The 17,259-nt window shown below is 41.1% G+C and carries 16 protein-coding genes; 12 read left to right on the top strand and 4 right to left on the bottom strand.

Annotation, left to right across the window (positions count from 1 at the left end; translation table 11 throughout):
- The first annotated feature begins 34 nt into the window (after positions 1-34).
- From PO771_RS10545 to PO771_RS10535, 3 genes are all read left to right on the top strand, one after another.
- Complete coding sequence (locus PO771_RS10545; protein ID WP_272559635.1) at positions 35-1,402, top strand: alanine/glycine:cation symporter family protein; 1,368 nt, start codon at positions 35-37, stop codon at positions 1,400-1,402.
- 122 nt (positions 1,403-1,524) lie between these two features.
- The gene (locus PO771_RS10540) at positions 1,525-2,400 is read left to right on the top strand and encodes a ComEC/Rec2 family competence protein (protein WP_272559634.1); all 876 of its coding nucleotides are present in this window, start codon (positions 1,525-1,527) and stop codon (positions 2,398-2,400) included.
- Positions 2,401-2,482: 82 nt separating this feature from the next.
- Positions 2,483-3,643 carry a sulfite reductase subunit alpha gene (locus PO771_RS10535; RefSeq protein ID WP_272559633.1) on the top strand — a complete coding sequence of 387 codons (1,161 nt, stop codon included), beginning with the start codon at positions 2,483-2,485 and terminating at the stop codon, positions 3,641-3,643.
- A 119-nt stretch (positions 3,644-3,762) separates the two neighbouring features.
- Here PO771_RS10535 and PO771_RS10530 read toward each other — a convergent pair whose 3' ends face one another.
- The 3 genes from PO771_RS10530 to PO771_RS10520 form a co-directional block, all read right to left on the bottom strand.
- A complete protein-coding gene (locus tag PO771_RS10530; RefSeq protein ID WP_272559632.1) occupies positions 3,763-3,981 on the bottom strand; it encodes a DUF3006 domain-containing protein in 219 nt (72 codons plus the stop codon).
- Positions 3,982-4,092: 111 nt separating this feature from the next.
- Positions 4,093-5,088 (bottom strand): zinc-dependent alcohol dehydrogenase family protein, encoded by a 996-nt coding sequence (locus PO771_RS10525; protein WP_272559631.1) that lies wholly within the window; start codon positions 5,086-5,088, stop codon positions 4,093-4,095.
- A gap of 92 nt (positions 5,089-5,180) precedes the next feature.
- Positions 5,181-5,513: a MazG-like family protein gene (locus tag PO771_RS10520; protein WP_272559630.1), complete on the bottom strand. Its 333-nt coding sequence runs from the start codon at positions 5,511-5,513 to the stop codon at positions 5,181-5,183.
- A 100-nt stretch (positions 5,514-5,613) separates the two neighbouring features.
- Between PO771_RS10520 and PO771_RS10515 the strand changes: the two genes are divergently transcribed.
- Positions 5,614-6,189: an LOG family protein gene (locus PO771_RS10515; RefSeq protein WP_272559629.1), complete on the top strand. Its 576-nt coding sequence runs from the start codon at positions 5,614-5,616 to the stop codon at positions 6,187-6,189.
- Positions 6,190-6,309: 120 nt separating this feature from the next.
- Here PO771_RS10515 and PO771_RS10510 read toward each other — a convergent pair whose 3' ends face one another.
- A complete protein-coding gene (locus tag PO771_RS10510) occupies positions 6,310-7,140 on the bottom strand; it encodes a protein-glutamine gamma-glutamyltransferase (protein WP_272559628.1) in 831 nt (276 codons plus the stop codon).
- Positions 7,141-7,341: 201 nt separating this feature from the next.
- Between PO771_RS10510 and PO771_RS10505 the strand changes: the two genes are divergently transcribed.
- From PO771_RS10505 to PO771_RS10470, 8 genes are all read left to right on the top strand, one after another.
- The gene (locus PO771_RS10505; protein ID WP_272559627.1) at positions 7,342-8,160 is read left to right on the top strand and encodes a uroporphyrinogen-III synthase; all 819 of its coding nucleotides are present in this window, start codon (positions 7,342-7,344) and stop codon (positions 8,158-8,160) included.
- A gap of 12 nt (positions 8,161-8,172) precedes the next feature.
- Positions 8,173-8,871, top strand: a complete 699-nt coding sequence (locus PO771_RS10500; protein ID WP_272559626.1) for a response regulator transcription factor — start codon at positions 8,173-8,175, stop codon at positions 8,869-8,871.
- 1 nt (position 8,872) lies between these two features.
- Entirely contained in the window at positions 8,873-9,814 is a 942-nt protein-coding gene (locus PO771_RS10495) for a sensor histidine kinase (protein WP_272559625.1), read from the top strand.
- A 120-nt stretch (positions 9,815-9,934) separates the two neighbouring features.
- On the top strand, positions 9,935-10,867 hold the full coding sequence (locus PO771_RS10490) for an ABC transporter ATP-binding protein (protein WP_272559624.1): 933 nt from the start codon (positions 9,935-9,937) through the stop codon (positions 10,865-10,867).
- Positions 10,851-11,546, top strand: coding sequence for an ABC transporter permease (locus tag PO771_RS10485; RefSeq protein ID WP_272559623.1), 696 nt, complete (start codon positions 10,851-10,853; stop codon positions 11,544-11,546). Before PO771_RS10490 ends, PO771_RS10485 begins: the two co-directional genes overlap by 17 nt.
- Before the next feature lie 21 nt (positions 11,547-11,567).
- Positions 11,568-12,743 carry a serine hydrolase domain-containing protein gene (locus tag PO771_RS10480; protein WP_272559622.1) on the top strand — a complete coding sequence of 392 codons (1,176 nt, stop codon included), beginning with the start codon at positions 11,568-11,570 and terminating at the stop codon, positions 12,741-12,743.
- 39 nt (positions 12,744-12,782) lie between these two features.
- A complete protein-coding gene (locus PO771_RS10475; protein WP_272559621.1) occupies positions 12,783-14,138 on the top strand; it encodes an efflux RND transporter periplasmic adaptor subunit in 1,356 nt (451 codons plus the stop codon).
- 2 nt (positions 14,139-14,140) lie between these two features.
- Positions 14,141-17,179 (top strand): efflux RND transporter permease subunit, encoded by a 3,039-nt coding sequence (locus tag PO771_RS10470; protein WP_272559620.1) that lies wholly within the window; start codon positions 14,141-14,143, stop codon positions 17,177-17,179.
- The last annotated feature ends 80 nt before the right edge of the window (positions 17,180-17,259 follow it).

The raw sequence follows: 17,259 nt of genomic DNA, 5'->3' as shown, positions 1-17,259 counted from the left end.
TGGTTTTTTATTTTTTCTGTAAAGGGGAATGGAGATGGAGAAGGTAAGTCAAGTATTAGAACTCATTAATCATTATGTCTGGGGATTGCCTACACTGGTACTCCTGGTAGGAACAGGAATCCTGCTTACTGTGCGCTTGCGCGGACTACAGTTCTTCAAGCTGTGGGATGCCCATAAGCTGGCGTTTGGGAAATCACAGGACGGAGCCTCGGCTGGGGACATTAGTCACTTTCAGGCGTTGATGACCGCCATGGCTGCAACGATTGGGACGGGGAACATCGCCGGGGTTGCTACCGCCGTATCAATTGGTGGTCCTGGTGCGGTATTTTGGATGTGGATGACGGCTTTGTTTGGGATGGCGACGAAATATTCCGAGGCCATTCTTGCGGTGAAATATCGAGTTAAAGGGGAAAATGGGGAATACTCTGGCGGTCCGATGTATTATTTGGAGTACGGCCTCAAGAAAAAATGGCTGGCTGTTTTATTCGCAATTTTTGGTGCTACTGCTTCTTTCGGAATTGGGAACATGGTACAAAGTAACTCGGTTGCAGAGGCGATGCGCGTTAACTTTTCGATTCCTCCACTTGCAAGTGGCATCTTAATGTCTATATTTACAGCGCTCGTTATTCTGGGCGGGGTTAAGAAAATCGGGAGAGTAACTGGCTATTTCGTTCCGGTAAAAGCGCTTTTTTATGTAATTGCCGGGCTGATTATTATTTTTTATCATATCGATCAAATTCCAACGGCATTTTCGCTTATTTTCTCCGGGGCTTTTAATGGTACAGCAGCTGTCGGTGGATTTGTTGGGTCAGGTGTAGCCGCAGCGATTCAAATTGGGGTGGCGCGTGGCGTATTTGCGAACGAGGCCGGACTCGGAAGTGCACCAATTGCAGCCGCCGCCGCAAGAACGAATGTGCCAGCCAAGCAAGCACTTGTATCGATGACCGGAACGTTTCTTGATACGTTTGTTATATGTACGATTACATCTCTCGTATTAATTACCACCGGTGCCTGGGATTCGGGTAAAACAGGAGTAGAAGCAACAACACTTGCGTTTCAATCTGTATTCGGCAGTGCAGGCGGTATGATTCTTGGCATTGCGATTGTGTTGTTTGCGTATTCTACGATGTTAGGCTGGTCGTATTATGGAGAGAAGTGCATTCAGTATTTGTTCGGTCCAAAAGCCGTTCGTTACTACCGCTATGTTTTTGTGGTTATGATTGCGGTGGGCGCGAATTTAAAACTGGGACTGGTATGGACATTCGCTGATATTGCGAATGGATTGATGGCGATTCCGAACTTAATCGGATTGGTTGGACTAAGTGGGGTCATTGTCATGGAAACAAGACGTTTTCTACAGGATGAGAAAGAAGCTGCTTCTGAGAAAAGAATAGCAAGCTAACAGGGGAAAGCCAGGTTACGATAACATGTAGCCTGGTTTTTTCACTTTTTCCAGGAAAATGAGGTAAGATTATGGGGAAGAAGCAATCTGATACATAAAACAACATAGGGGAAGAATAGCAGATGAAAAATAGACTCATAAAGCTTAGTTTAACTTTGCTACTTATTTTGGGGCTAGTAGGATGTGAGGGAGCGAAGCAAAAGTCGCCAGAAGTTTCAACTACCGGGAACTTGAGTGTTTACTATTTTGATGTAGGTCAGGGAGATAGTATCCTCATCCGAACAAATAAAGGCGAAAATGTTTTGATCGACGGAGGAAATAACGACAAAGGGAAGCAAGTGGTTCGTTATCTTCAAGCGTTACATATCGATACGCTTGATGCCGTCATTGGCACTCATCCTGATGCCGATCACATAGGTGGATTGGATACGGTGATCGATAACATGAAGGTACAAGCTGTTTATACACCAAAAGTTACGCATACGACTATTACATACGAGGATTTTGTGAAAGCAGTCAAACGAAAAGGATTGAAGTTGAAAGAAGCGAAGGCAGGAGTGTCCCTTGGTCTAAGTGGAGCGGATGCTGTATTTGTCGCTCCTGTTAAATCATACGGCGACGATCTGAATGCATGGAGTGCCGTAGTAAAAGTCACGTATGGGGAAAATTCCTTTTTGTTTACCGGAGATGCACCGGTTAAATCAGAAAAAGATATGATTGCTGCTGGTCAAAATATCCGCTCCAATGTTCTGAAGGTCGGGCACCACGGAGCCAATACTTCTACTAGCCAGGCATTTTTATCGGCTGTTCAACCAGAGTATGCGGTCATTTCGGCTGGGAAGGGAAATAAATATGGACATCCGACAGCTGAAATTATCAAGCGATTACAAGCAAATGGCATTAAGATTTACCGAACGGATGAACTAGGAACGATCCTTTCTACAAGTGACGGTAAAAATATTATGTTTACTAAAGTGCCATCTCTTGCACCACAATAAGGGAAGATCGTGAAAAAAACATATCTGATTTTCTCTTCCTGTGTTACCCTAGGTTTATATAACTTTTTGAGGTGAAGATATTATGCAACCTACTGTAGTCAAAAATGCGCCAACAACATTTTCTAGGACGAATCCATTTCAAGCAAAAGTTATCAAAAATGTAAATTTAAATGGAGCTGGCTCTAGTAAAGAAACAAGACATATCGAGTTATCGTTAAAAGGATCTGACCTTTCCTATGTCCCAGGTGATTGCCTTGGTATGATCCCGGAAAATGATCCGGAACTAGTGGCTTCTCTGCTTGAGGAAATGAAATGGGATACAAAAATCGATGTTATAATTAATAAGCAAGGTGATACACTCCCATTAAAAGAAGCGCTAACAACACACTTTGAAATTACGTTATTAACGAAAAAAATTATGCAGCAGGCAGCAGAATTAACAGAAAACGAAGAGTTACAAAAGCTTGTATCGAATGAAAATATAGATCAACTGAAAGAATATATGAACGGGCGGGACTTGCTTGATTTGTTACGCGATTTTGGTCCATGGAAAGCTTCTGCCCAAGAGATCGTCTCTTTATTAAGAAAAATGCCACCACGTCTATATTCCATTGCAAGCAGCATTACTGCTAATCCTGAGGAAGTACATTTAACCATCGGTGCCGTACGTTACACGACTCATGGACGCGAACGAAAAGGGGTTTGTTCTGTTTTATGTGCGGAACGTCTTCAAGAAGGAGATACGCTCCCGGTATTTATTCAACAAAATAAACACTTTAATCTGCCAGAGTCTCAAGATAAAGATATTATTATGGTTGGTCCAGGGACAGGCATTGCACCATTCCGTTCCTTTATCCAGGAACGTGCCGTGAATAAAGCACCAGGTAAATCATGGCTATTTTTTGGAGACCAGCATGCAGCGTCGGATTTCCTTTATCAAAACGAGTTAGAAAACTATCAAAAAGATGGAGCGCTGACAAGAGTAGATGCTGCGTTCTCGCGTGATACGGCGCAAAAAGTATATGTACAGCATAAAATGCTTGAAAACAGCAAAGAGTTGTTTGCATGGCTAGAAAACGGAGCATACTTCTACGTTTGTGGAGATAAGCAATATATGGCGAAAGATGTCCATGAAACGCTTGTTAGCATTATTGAAAAAGAAGGTGCGATGAACCGTGAAGCGGCCGAAGCGTATCTAAATGATATGCAGGAGCAAGGGCGTTACCAACGTGATGTGTATTAAAATGAATAGGTGTTAGTGGTACTGTCGAATTGTTTTAAAAAAGAGTGTCTTTATTCTGCAGCTAGCAGTCATAAGGAGGCACTCTTTTTTTTGACAACCTTTTTCGATATGGAAGGATGTTAGTCCTCCCACAAGTCATTCGTTAATTGTTCAATTCGTTCTTTTCGCTTCTGGGTATCTTGTTTATCAATAGCGATTGTCTCTCCATCAATAATGATCGTATCCCCGGGCTTGGCTTCAACTGGAAGTAGGGCGCGTTTCATATCCATTGTATTTTCTCCAACTTCGATCACTGCGTATTCGGATTCAAAACGATCGATTATCCCACGCAATTTCATCTGCTTCACCCTCCGATTGAAATTCCTTTCTTAGTGTAGGGAAACCGGCTTTTATTTGCTATAATATCAACTTCCATCCCTCGGTTTAGCGGAATAAGAAAGTAGTAGTTTCTAATTTGTTAAAAAAATTTTTCCTTGATTCCTCCTTGAAACCTCAGCAAAACAAACTGCGTCATGTACATCCTGTAGGTCATAATACGACACAGGCATCATGAGTTTCAATCTCCCATCAATTATTAAAGACATCAAATGGTTAAATGTTTTTTGCCAAGTTTGTACAGAAACCTGTTGATTCCAATGTCTCAGATGAAACATCTTAACATGTACTTTCGCTTTATTTGTAACATCTGCCCAATTTACTGGTGTTCCCGATAAGAGACCAATGGTTAAAAAAGTGCCACTCGGACGAATACAAAATGCTAATTCTGTTCCAGATGACCCTCCGACAGAATCAATAGCAGCATTTGCACCAAGTCCATTCGTCAATTCCATAACTGTTTTATGTAATGGTGTTTCCATTGTGTTTATTACATACGAAGCACCAAGTTGGAGCAGTTCTTCTGTATAAGTGTTATTCCTAGTTACGGCAATTAACGTAAAACCGATAACCTTAGATAGTTGAGCAAATAAGCGACCAATCGAAGAGCCACAAGCATTGACTAATAAAACATCGTCCGGTCTTAAATGTAAAACTTCTGTACAAGTAAGCCACGCTGTTATTGGGTTTATATATAATTGAGCGGCTATGTAATCATCAATGCAGTTAGGAATAGGAATCACTAAGTCCGCTGGTGCCTTAACATATTCTTGCCAAGTACCTTCCCCACGTAAAGGCAAAACACGTTTACCAATAAGTTGTGGAGAAACAAACGGACCAACTTCTTCCACAATACCGACTCCTTCATATCCAGGGATGGCCGGAAGTGTAATACGATGAGAGTAAGCTCCAGTAATAGGGATCAGGTCGGATGGGTTGATAGGGCGAACGTTCATACGTACAAGAACTTCTCCACGCTCAGGTTTTTCAATTTTCTTATTTTCAACCTTTAATACATTTTTAGGAATTCCAAATTCATAAAATCTTATACATTTGCTTTCCCGCTCCATATAACGCTACCCCCTGAAAATAACTTTGATAGTACGCCCCCTTGTTCAATAGAAAATTAAGCCGATTATCTTTAGCATATGTTTTCTGTATTTTACTGGGAAGACTCTATCGAAGCATAACGCTTATTCAATTTCATTTGATGTGATTTAAAAATGTCTTCGAGATGTATATCGTATTTATTGGCAATTACAATAATATTGCCTAAAACATCTCCTAGTTCTTCAACAAGCTCCTGTTTTAGCTCAGAGGGCGAGCCTGTGTGTTCATCAGGTCGATCTCGTCCAATCTCTAATGCTCGAATTGCTCGGGCTACTTCTCCGGTTTCTTCAGCTAGAAATCCAATACGAATAAAGATATCAAGCTCTGACCATCCTCTTATTTCGTAATATTCTTTCACCCATTTTTGAAATTCATTAACATCCATTATGTATTCCTCCTACCTTTTCTCTTTTACTGTAACATAATTTTCTTTATACTTGTAAAGGCAGGTCTATAAAGTTTATAGCGAGGGGACATCTATAACTATGAAACGATTAGCTGTTTTTTGCGGTTCAAGTAACGGAGCTTCGGATGCGTATAAAGAAGGAGCGATTCTACTCGGTAAAGAATTAGCAAAACAAGGTATCACACTTGTATATGGCGGGGCAAGTGTAGGCATTATGGGTACACTTGCAGATACAGTCTTAGAATCAGGGGGACAGGTTATTGGGGTGATCCCAACATTACTAGAGGAGCGAGAAATTTCACATCGTAATTTAACAGAACTCATTGTTGTAAATTCGATGCACGAGCGAAAACATAAAATGGTAGACTTAGCGGATGGATTTATTGCCCTACCTGGGGGACCGGGAACGTTAGAAGAATTTTTCGAAGTGTTTACGTGGGCGCAATTAGGGTTACATCAAAAACCTTGTGGCATTTTAAACATTAATCACTACTACGATCTGATTATTTCCTTTTTCGATCATATGAATGAGCAGCAATTTCTCCAGGATAAGTATCGTTCAATGGCTCTGGTTGATTCTAATCCAGAACGTTTACTTGAGAAATTTAAGGCTTATACACCTCCGACAGTTAAGACATATACCACAGGTAAGTAATGATACTGACTTCAATACATATAGGGATATAATTCAAAAAACTAAACCGCCTTGTTTCAGACGGTTTAGTTTTTTTATATAGGTTTTACACGACAAGATTTCTCTGCCAAGTGTAGGGCCTTATCTGCAGACAAAGAGCGTTGTGCCAATGTGTGCAATTGTAAAAGAACGTTCAGAAGCCGTGCGCCCTGCGAGTGGATTACTCTCACTTTGATCATACTGCGACAAATACGAAAAGTCAGGGCGAGCTGCTTCATCGATAAGATAGGCAGATGTTGTTGCGCCTGGTATGCGTTCTTTATTTAAATGCGCGATTACTTGTTTTTTAGTTGTGATGCCAATTCCGTAGGCGAAGTAAAGATGATTTTCCAGCAGCACAACGTTTTCCCCCTGCCATTCAGGGGTTTTCGGATTATATTCAGGGTTTTTGAAATACTGGATATCTCCCGGTAGATACTCCACGTGTTTGCCCCAGGTTATTCCTAGTTTCTCGTCATAAACACCATCAAACAAGAGAATAGAGGGGAACAGCCGATTAAAATTCTCGCTGCCGATTGATTCGAGAACCCCTTTGTAATAAACAATTACAACGGCGGTTGCGCATTCAAATGCATACATATGGCCATTGATGAAAATGTCTCGTATCCCCTCAGATGGCTTCACATCTTCGTTCAAGCGAAATCCGCCCTTGTCAGTGAGTGTCCAGTAGCGAGGATTACACCTGGAATCTTTAAATACGGCAAACTCCGTGCCGCTCCGGTACAGCTTTTTGGCGGATGAGACAATATGGCTCCGCAGCTTGCCTTCGAATTTTAACTGGTCAAGAGATGGATACGTATATACATCCGGACTTCTTGCCAGACACTCAATGATACGTAACTGGTCATAGTCAAGCAGCCATTCCTGTTTTCTTGTTTTGTTCGTTACTGATGAATCTAAAATTTGAATCATATTTCTCCTCCCTTTTATATCCGTATACAATCACATCTTATGAGCGTACCAGGCAGAAACGTGCCCATTCATAAGCTTTGACAGGCATAAAATACAGATGGTTCTATTGCTTAAAATTGCCAAAAATAATACACTAAAAGTCTAAGCTTATGATAAGAACGAGCCATTATACATAGTTGATCAGCAGAGAGGAGTAGTCAGATGGAAAAAGTATTGGCAGGAAAAAAGATTGCAACAGGCGCTTCGCGCAAGACAGAAGAATGGGGAGCACTTATTGAGAAGCAAGGAGGCATTCCACTTGTTCGTTCCCTGCAGGGCACGGTGTTTTTAGCAGAAGAAGAGAGCAAAAATGAACTGAAAAATCTTATAGCAGAAGGCGTAGACTGGGCGATTTTTACGACAGGTATGGGGCTTGATGCCCTCGTTCGACTTGCGGAAGAATGTGATCTTCATGCACCGTTTATGCATTTGCTCCAACAAGCAAACGTGGCGGCTCGCGGGTATAAAACATATGCCGCTTTAAAAAAGCTCGACATCAAACCTGTCGCGGTTGATGATGATGGTACGACAAAAGGGTTGGTTCGGGCATTAGAATCGTTTGATTTTACAGGTCAGCGGGTCGTCGTCCAACTGCATGGGGAAACAGCTCCGGCACTGGCACGTTTTTTTGCAGAGAGAGGCGCATTAGTCACGTATCTTCTTCCGTACCGTCATATTGCACCACCAGCTGAATCGGTCGAACAAGTATGCCAGGAATTGAATGCTGGACAAATCGATGCGATATGCTTCACATCTGCTGTCCAGGTGCGCTTTCTATTTGAATATGCCCGCCAAGCTGGTCGTGTCGGTCAGATCAAGCATGTATTTGAACAGTTATCACTTGCGGTGGCCGTGGGGAAACTGACGGCAGAGGCGTTAGAAGAAGAAGGCATTACACGTATTGTTGTGCCAGAGATTGAGCGAATGGGCGCAATGGTAATTGAATTAGTTCGTTACTATGAAGCGCTGCATATCGAATAAGGGGAATGATTGATGCAGCATAAAATACTGCTTGTAGAAGATGATCGGTCTATAAGCGAGATGGTTACGAATCAATTTGTAAAAGAAGGTTTTTATGTTGTACCTGCTTTTGACGGAGAAGAAGCCATTCGACTTTTTGCAAGGGAATCATTCGATTTAATTTTACTTGATTTAATGCTGCCGAAGCTGAACGGCATGGATTTTTTGAAAGTGACCCGTGAGAAAAGTTTAGTGCCGATCTTAATTATGTCCGCAAAGGATGGGGATGTAGATAAGGCGTTAGGGCTTGGCTTTGGAGCGGATGATTATATTGCGAAGCCATTTTCGATGATTGAATTGCTAGCAAGAGTAAAAGCAATTATAAGACGAGCAACCTTATATTCCCGGACAGATCAAAAAGAAGAACCGGGGATTCTCCAAATTAATGAGCTTACCATTGATTTGTATAATTTCTCGGTCCATAAAAATGGGGAAGAGTTGAGGCTTACTTCTAAAGAGTTTCATATTCTTAGGCTGTTTGTTACGAATCCAAACCGTGTTTTTACGAGAGCACAAATCTATAGTGCGATCTGGAATGATGACTACTTTGGAGATGAGAATGTCATTAATGTTCATATGAGAAGGCTGCGTGAGAAAATCGAAGATGATCCTTCTGAGCCCCACTATATTAAAACGTTATGGGGAATTGGATATAAGCTAGGGGAATTTTAAAATGGTAGTTTTACTATCAATCATCATTATTCTTTTACTCACGATCAATTACATCCAATTTCAATCTCGTAAAGCGCAAAAAAGAAACCTCGCTAGGATGCAAGAAAAGCTGAGTAGTATTGTGACAAATCATACCGGTGAAAAGCTTCTCCTTATGACGGATGATAAAGAACTTCAATTGCTGCTAGTTGAAATCAACCGCTTGCTAGAAAACAATCAAAAGAATATTGCCGCCTATCATAAAACAGAGCAATCGATTAGAAAAATGCTTTCGAATATTTCACATGATCTAAAAACACCGCTTACCGTTGTATTAGGCTGTATCGAAGTGATGGTACACTCTAGCAATGTAACCGAAGAAGAACGGCAAAAGTTACTCGTAACGGTACATGACAAAGCAATCGAAGTACTCGACATGATCAATAAATTTTTTGATTTGGCAAGGTTGGAATCAGGAGATAAGGATATTCAAGTAACGCGCGTTAATATAAGTGAGATCTGTAAAAAGAATATATTAGATTTTTATGAAAGTTTAACAGCAAAAGGATTTGATGTTTCGCTTGAAATTCCTGAGCAAGATATATATGGGATGGGGAACGAAGAAGCGTTAGGGCGAATTCTTGCCAATTTAATTTCCAATGCGATTCGCTACGGGAATGATGGTAGGGTCATTGGCTTAACGTTACGACATGATGAGCAGCATGTATATATTGATGTGTGGGATAAAGGGAAAGGGATTCATGAGCTGCATAAAGATCGGATTTTCGAAAGAATGTATACACTTGAAGATTCACGAAACAAGTTGTATCAAGGCAGTGGACTTGGTCTTACGATTACAAAAAGGCTTGTTGAACGATTAGGCGGAACCATCTCGCTCGTAAGTAAGCCGTATGAAAAAACAACCTTTACTGTTCAGTTGAACAAAATGAACTATACCCGTTGATGCGGGTTATTTTTTTGCCTTCCATTATGTGATAGCAAAATGCGTAAGATTTTCGTAAGAATCAGGTAAGAAAAAAGAAAATTTCCATCGCTATAATGTGTAAGGAAAGGGGCTTTACTTATGAGCTATGTTGTTCAGACGAAGCATCTCACGAAAGCATTTCATGAAAAGGAAGTTGTTTCGAATGTAACGATGACGATCAAAAAAGGGGAAATTTATGGACTGTTAGGGGCAAATGGGGCAGGAAAAACAACAATTCTAAAAATGATTACGAACTTGATCAAGCCGACCAGTGGAGAAATCGAGCTGTTTGGAGAGAAGCTAACCCCTACTTCTCATGAAATAAGAAAAAGAATCGGCAGTATCATTGAATACCCGTTATTTTATGACAAGCTTACAGCACGAGAAAACCTGGATCTTCATTGTGAATATATGGGCTATTACGATAAGCAAGTCATTGATACGGTATTACAAATGGTCCATTTACAAAATAGTGCCCATAAAGCTGTTAAAGACCTTTCACTTGGCATGAAACAGCGGCTCGGAATAGCCAGAGCCATGATAACCAAGCCAGAGTTACTTCTATTAGATGAACCGACTAACGGGCTTGATCCGGTCGGGATTAACGAATTTCGGAGTCTGTTTACCACGCTGAGCCGTGAATACGGGATCGCAATTGTAATGTCGAGTCATATTTTGGGGGAGATCGAACAAGTCGCTGATACGATCGGAGTAATCCATGAAGGGCAGCTCATTAAAGAAGTTTCTCTTGATTCGATCCGTGAAAGCAATACGGAATACATCGAATTGCTAACCGATGATTGTCAAAAAGCTGTTTATGTACTGGAGTATAGGCTTTTACTGAGGAATGTTAAAGTGATCGACAATGCCAAAATAAGAATTTATGAGCCAGGGCTCGTTGTAAACGATTTGATCAAAGATTTACTCGTACATGATGTCATGATTGAAGGAATTACGAAAAAAAGTTCCTCATTAGAAGACTACTTTTTGAACTTGATAAACGGCGGTGGTTTGATTGTTTCATCTCATTAAGCTAGAAATTCGAAAGTTTACATTACACCAGTACATCAAAAAAGTAGTAATCGCTGATGTAATCATCTTGCTTTTGCTATGCTTCATACAGTTTGCAGATAGAAGTGATGGCACCGTTACATTTGTAAATTACGACATGGCGTTTTCTTCTATTACGAAAATGACGAGAGCGACATTTATGATTTTTGCCGCTGTTCTCCTAGCAAAGCTTATCATAGACGAATACAAAACCAAAACGATTGCACTTATGTTTATGTATCCGATTAAGCGAAAAAAACTAATGATCGCAAAGTTACTCATTGTAGGGAGCTTTACATTTGTCACGATTTTTCTATCTAGTGTACTCATTGGACTCGGTTTTTACGTCGTCGATTATTTCTTTCATCTTGTTCCCACAAAACTGACTAATGAAATCATCGTTACCAATCTCGTACATACATGTACAAATGCTTTATTGTCTGCGTGTATAAGCTTATTGCCGCTCTATTTCGGGATGCGAAAAAAATCGGTTCCAACAATCATTATAGTAGCAGTTGTAATTGTTCTATTTTTAAGTTCTTCCATTAATAATTTTGTGGTGGATTCGATTGCTTCTATACGTATTTCGCTTGCCGTCATTGGTATATTCACGGCCTACTTATCAATACGAAACGTTGAAAAGGCTGATGTTACGGAATAATTCAGGAGAAAGGGTGAGGGGATGGGACTTCCTCATGTGTCGCGAAAAGAACGACACAGGCACACACGATCAGGCTTCGTACGCTGGTTAATGAGAATCGGGCTAGCTCTTATCTTTGTTATGGGGCTAGCTGCTGTAACATTATTGTATGGCGGTAAAAACCATTCTAGCCTGCAAGGGTCAACCGAACAAAAGCTAGAGCAATTCATGGATCAGTATACAAAAGATCACCCGTTTAGTGGTGTTGTTCTCGTTCGGCAGAAAGATAAGATCGTATTCAAAAAAGCATATGATATGGCCAATCAAAAAGAAAAGCTTCCAAATACAACAGAAACACACTTCGCTGCCGGCTCGCTTACGAAGTCGCTGACTGCGGTATGTATTCTTCAATTAGAAGAGAAAGGGATCTTATCGGTAAATGATCCTATTTCTCACTATATTCCCGACTATCCGAATGGGAAAAATATAAAAATTCATCATTTGCTAACGCTAACATCTGGAATACCTGACTACCTTGAGCCGGAAATCGTAGGAGATTGGACGAAGCCTCGTACACGTGATCAAGTGATTGAACTTTTTAAAAATAGACCAGTACAGTTTACACCTGGTGAGAAGTGGGATTATTCCAATTCAAACTATGTATTGCTAGGCACGATTATTGAAAAAGCGTCTGGTATGAACTATGAAAACTATGTACAAAAAAATATTCTCGATCAAGCAGGGATGAAGCATTCGTATCTGCACAGAAATAACGATATTTCGATCGCACAGGGATATGAGAATGGGCAGCCGGTAGGGGCAATTGATGATTCTTTGTTATTTGCTTGCGGAAGTCTCATTACAACAGTTGAAGATTTATCCTTGTATGACCAGGCGTTACAATCCGGCAGGCTGTTAACACAACCGTCCCTGGATAAAATGTACACCCGGTACGTGGATGCAGATCGATTTGGTTTACGAGGGTATGGATATGGCTGGTATGAGTCGAGTAAAAAGAGTTCTTTTTACCATCGTGATCTTTCTCATGGGGGCTCGCTTCCAGGTTTACGGGCAGGTATCGACCGGTTTATCGATGATGACCTTACGATTATTACATTATCCAACTTCAGTGGGGACTTTAACGTTGTAGGATTTCATAATGAAATCGCTTCCATTATTTTTGATAAAAAACTTTTCTATTGGCAGTTACTTCCGTAGTTGAAACGGTGAACAATAAAAAATGTAGGAGGAGTTAGTGTGAAGAAGTGGCTTCTTATACCCGCCATCGCTATGATTATGATCCATTCAGGATGTAGTCAGCCGGTTGCTTCCAAGGAACCGGAAGAAATAAAAAAAGCAAAAATAGTAGATGTAGTACAAGTAACAGCGCAGCAGCAACCGCTCTTGCTGACTAAGTCAGGAATCATCGAAGCGAATGTAGAAACACAACTTGCCTTCGGAACTTCCGGGAAAATTACTAGCCTACCCGTAAAAAAGGGAATGTATGTGAAACAAGGGCAGGTTTTGGGTGTAGTAGATACAGCGAATTATCAAAGTGCTCTTGCTGTATCGAGTGCACAGATTAAAGAAGCTGAGGCGAAGCGAGCTAAAATTTTGCAAGGCGATCCTAAAGTAACGGATGCATATGATAGCAACGTAAAACAAACGGATGATTCGATAGCAGAGACAGAAAGCTCCATAAAGAAGCAAAAAATTAAACTGGAAAATGAAGCGAAAAATGCAGCGCAGTATAAAGCGGAGCTGCAAAGAACAGAGGCACTGTTTGCGAACGGAGCACTATCAAAAGTAGATCTCGATACGATAAAGACAAAACTGGAGCAAAGCGAACTAACGGTAAAAAGCGAGCAGACACAGCTAACTGCTTTACAGGAACAGAAAAAACGGCTTATCGAGCAAAAACAACTCACGCTAAAGCAGCGGCAAAATGCGATTCGTGCAGATAAAAACAACGCTGACCGCTTAGCGAGCACAGCTACGGAAATCGCCAATGCAAAAAATGGACTGACACAGGCCAATAAAAATATACAAGATTCCCAAATTACAGCTCCCTTCTCAGGGATGGTTGTAGAAGTCTCCTCGCATCAGGGAGATATAGCTGCTTCGGGCAGTCCCATTATTACCCTGGTTGATTTATCCCAGGTGAAAATAAAAGTCGAGGTGGAAGCTGCTTTGATTTCGCAATTTGCTCCCGGCAAAAAGATAGCGGTCGTTCAGGAGAACGGAACCCGAAGTGAGGGAATGGTATCGTTTGTACCTCCACTCGCTCATGCAGAAACAGGCAAATATAACGTAGAAATTACAGTGCCTAATGCGAATGGAGTATGGCGCGGAGGCATGCTTGCTACAGTCGAGCTGCCGCGCAAACTTTCTACGGGCATCGTTCTGCCTCTTCAATGCATGGGGATTGGAGAAAAAGGGCGGTATGTATTACTAGTGGACAATGGAGTAGTACGAAAACAACAGGTAGAAGCAGGACAAATCATCGGGGATAAAATTGAGATTCTTTCAGGGGTAAATCCTGGCGATCTTGTGATTACTTCTGGTGTTTCTTTCCTCGTTGAAGGGGAAAAAGTAACGCCAAAAGGAGCGTAAAAATGGGGAAATTTATTGATTTTTGCCTACAGAAAAAACTGATTATGTATATGCTTACGTTATTCATTCTACTAGCGGGTAGTGTATCTATCGCTTCCTTTAATCGTGAGGCGCTCCCAAAAATGAATTTTCCACAAATCTCGATCTCTGTTTCAGGGGCAGCGCTTCCGCCTGAAGAGATGGAAGACAAAGTTACGAATCCAATTGAAAAAGAATTAGAAACGATTGAAAATATTAAGTCCTATACATCCAATACAAGTACGGGATCGACGAAAATTATGGTAATTGCTCTAGGAGGAAAGGGCGAACAAGTTAAGCAAGATGTGCAAAATGCAGTGAATCGGCTGCGCAGCACGTTCCCTTCTGGAATTAAAGATGTAGTAGTAGAGCAGGAAGGAAATCGTGATAGTGAATATTTGATGGCAGTAGCTGTTTCGGGCAAAGATATTTCTGTGCTCTATAATCTTTCAAAAACAGCGATAAAAGATCGGCTCGAAGCCGTTGAAGGCGTTAAAAAAGTCGAAATAGATGAAGCAAACATTGCAAATAAAATTCAAATTACATTTGATCCGATAAAACTAGATGCCTATCACATAACACTGAAAGAAGCGATCGCTGCCCTTCAGCAAGCCAATATCAAACAGGCGGTTGGAACGCTAAAAAATCCTGGATTTACTACTGTTGTTGAGGTTGACAATTCTTTTAAAACAATCCAGCAGATGAATACGGTACTGATTCCGACGCCTTCAGGTAACGTACCGTTATCAAGTATAGCGGTTATTGAGGATGTACGAGCGCAGAAAAAAGATGCTGTTTACCGTTATAACGGCAAGGAATATATTCAATTGATGGTAATGAGAACATCGAACAGCGATGTAATTCGTACAGTGGAAAGAGTAAAACAGGTAATCAATGAATTGAATAAAGAAGCCAATGGACAGTATGCAATTGTGATTCAGCAAGAAGTAGCTTCTTTTGTACAAAATTCCATTACAAATTTGAGCCGTGATGTAAGCATCGGTGCGATTCTTGCTGTTGTGATTCTCTTCTTTTTCCTCAAGAACTGGCGGGTAACGCTTGTTATTTCAACTACGCTGCCTCTATCGATTATGCTGACTTTTATCAGTTTAAAAGTAGCCGGTTATAACATCGACTTGGTGACCCTGATTTCTTTAAGTTTAGCGATGGGATTGATTGTGGACGCTGCGATTGTTGTACTCGAGAGTATTTATCATTTTAGAGAAAAAGGAATACCATTACAGGATGCTATTAAGCTTGGTGTGAATGAAGTGATCACCCCTGTCCTAACGTCACAACTAACCATTGTCGTTGTGTTTTTGCCGCTTATTCTTGCTAATTTGGGTGGCGAGGAAATGAAGGCGATCATGGGTACGATTGCTTTTACTGTGACAGCCGCGATTATTGCCTCTACCATATCTGCTCTCGTATTTGTTCCTGTTTTTTCAAATAGTTTTTTACAGAATGATAAGCATATAGGGGCGGAAAGCGGAAAGGAGCCATCCCGCATTGTACGATGGTTTACGAATATGCTGCTGATAGCTTTGCGCCGGAGATGGCTTACGGTACTGTTGGCAATTAGCTTATTTGCAGGGGCGGTTTTGCTTGCTCCATTTGTAAAAATGGATTCGTTATTCAACCAGAGTATCGATGAAAACTATGCAGCGGGTATGCTGAAGATGCCAAAAGGGTCAACGCTTGAGAAAACGTTACCGAAAGCAATCGAAGCGGAAGAGAAACTACGTACAGTTCCTGAAATTCAAAACTTATATGTGAATGCATATGATGATAATGTCAGATTTGACATTATGCTTAAGGGAAAACAGGAAAAGAAACGGCCAAAAGAAGAAATTTTATTGGATATTAATCAGAGGCTTACCGCGATTGCGGGGGTGGAACGTGTTCAGGTCGGCTTCGGCAAAGATCAGAATAAGGCACCGATTCAGCTTGAAATAAAAGGTAGAGACATGGAGGTTATTACTAAACTTTCTAAACAGCTGGAGCAATTACTCGTTACTATTCCAGGGGTAAAAAATCCGCGTAATGACACAAATGAAGGAACAGAAAAAGTTATTCTTTTGCCAAAGCAGGATGTGCTTGAGCAGTTTGGCATTACTCAGCAGATGGTCATGAATCAAATCAGCAGCGTGATGAATGAACAAACGATTACAAAAGTAGTCGTTGAAGACCTCGATGTCGATGTAATCGCCCGCTACCCGGAGAGTTTATTAACACATCCTGAACAATTACGTGCCATCATGATTACGACACCGAAGGGAGTACAAGTACCTCTGTCTACACTTGTTGACTGGAAGTATGGAAAATCACTGACAACTATTACACACAAAGACGGGGATCGCGTGGCTACTATAAGTGCTGAACTAATTGGCTCTGATATTGGGACAGCAGGCAAAGAAGTTATGAAAAAGATAAAGGAGTTATCGCTTCCAAACGGATATACAGTGGAGGCAGTCGGGGATATCAAGCAGCAGGAAGAAAACTTGTCAACGGGCTTGATTGTTTTCCTGGTGGTAATTGGTTTGATCTATTTAATTATGGTGGCACAATTCAACCGATTAAGCCATCCGTTTATTATTATGATTACGATCCCGATGGCGATTGTCGGAATCGTTGTTGGCATGGTTTCAACGCAGCGTTCGTTGAATGAGCTTGGAATTGTCGGTGCTATTATGCTCATTGGGATTGTTGTGTCGAATGCGATTCTACTCATTGATCGAATTAACTTGCTTCGTACACGGGATAAGCTGGATTTGCAAGCGGCGATTCTCGAAGCTGTGCGAAATCGCGTACGTCCGATTATTATGACCAAATTAACAGCCATTCTCGGGATGCTGCCGCTTGCACTTGCATACGGGGAGGGAAGCGGAATGGAAGCTCCGCTGGCGACCGTCGTTATTTTCGGGCTGTTGTTTCATACGATTATTACGTTATTACTTGTCCCTGTTCTGTACTCCTTATTTGAAAGTTTTCGTGTGCGAAGTATAAAGTGGCGGAAAATTTAACAAATTATGCACACGTATATGACAATAATATCCTATCCATGTATTACAATGGTGTAATAGGTAAGGTTCTTTATAAGGAG

Source organism: Aneurinibacillus uraniidurans (assembly GCF_028471905.1).
In the GTDB taxonomy this organism is placed as follows: Bacteria; Bacillota; Bacilli; order Aneurinibacillales; family Aneurinibacillaceae; genus Aneurinibacillus; species Aneurinibacillus uraniidurans.
Note: the sequence above shows the minus strand (reverse complement) of the source record. Positions and strands in the feature narration are given on the sequence as shown.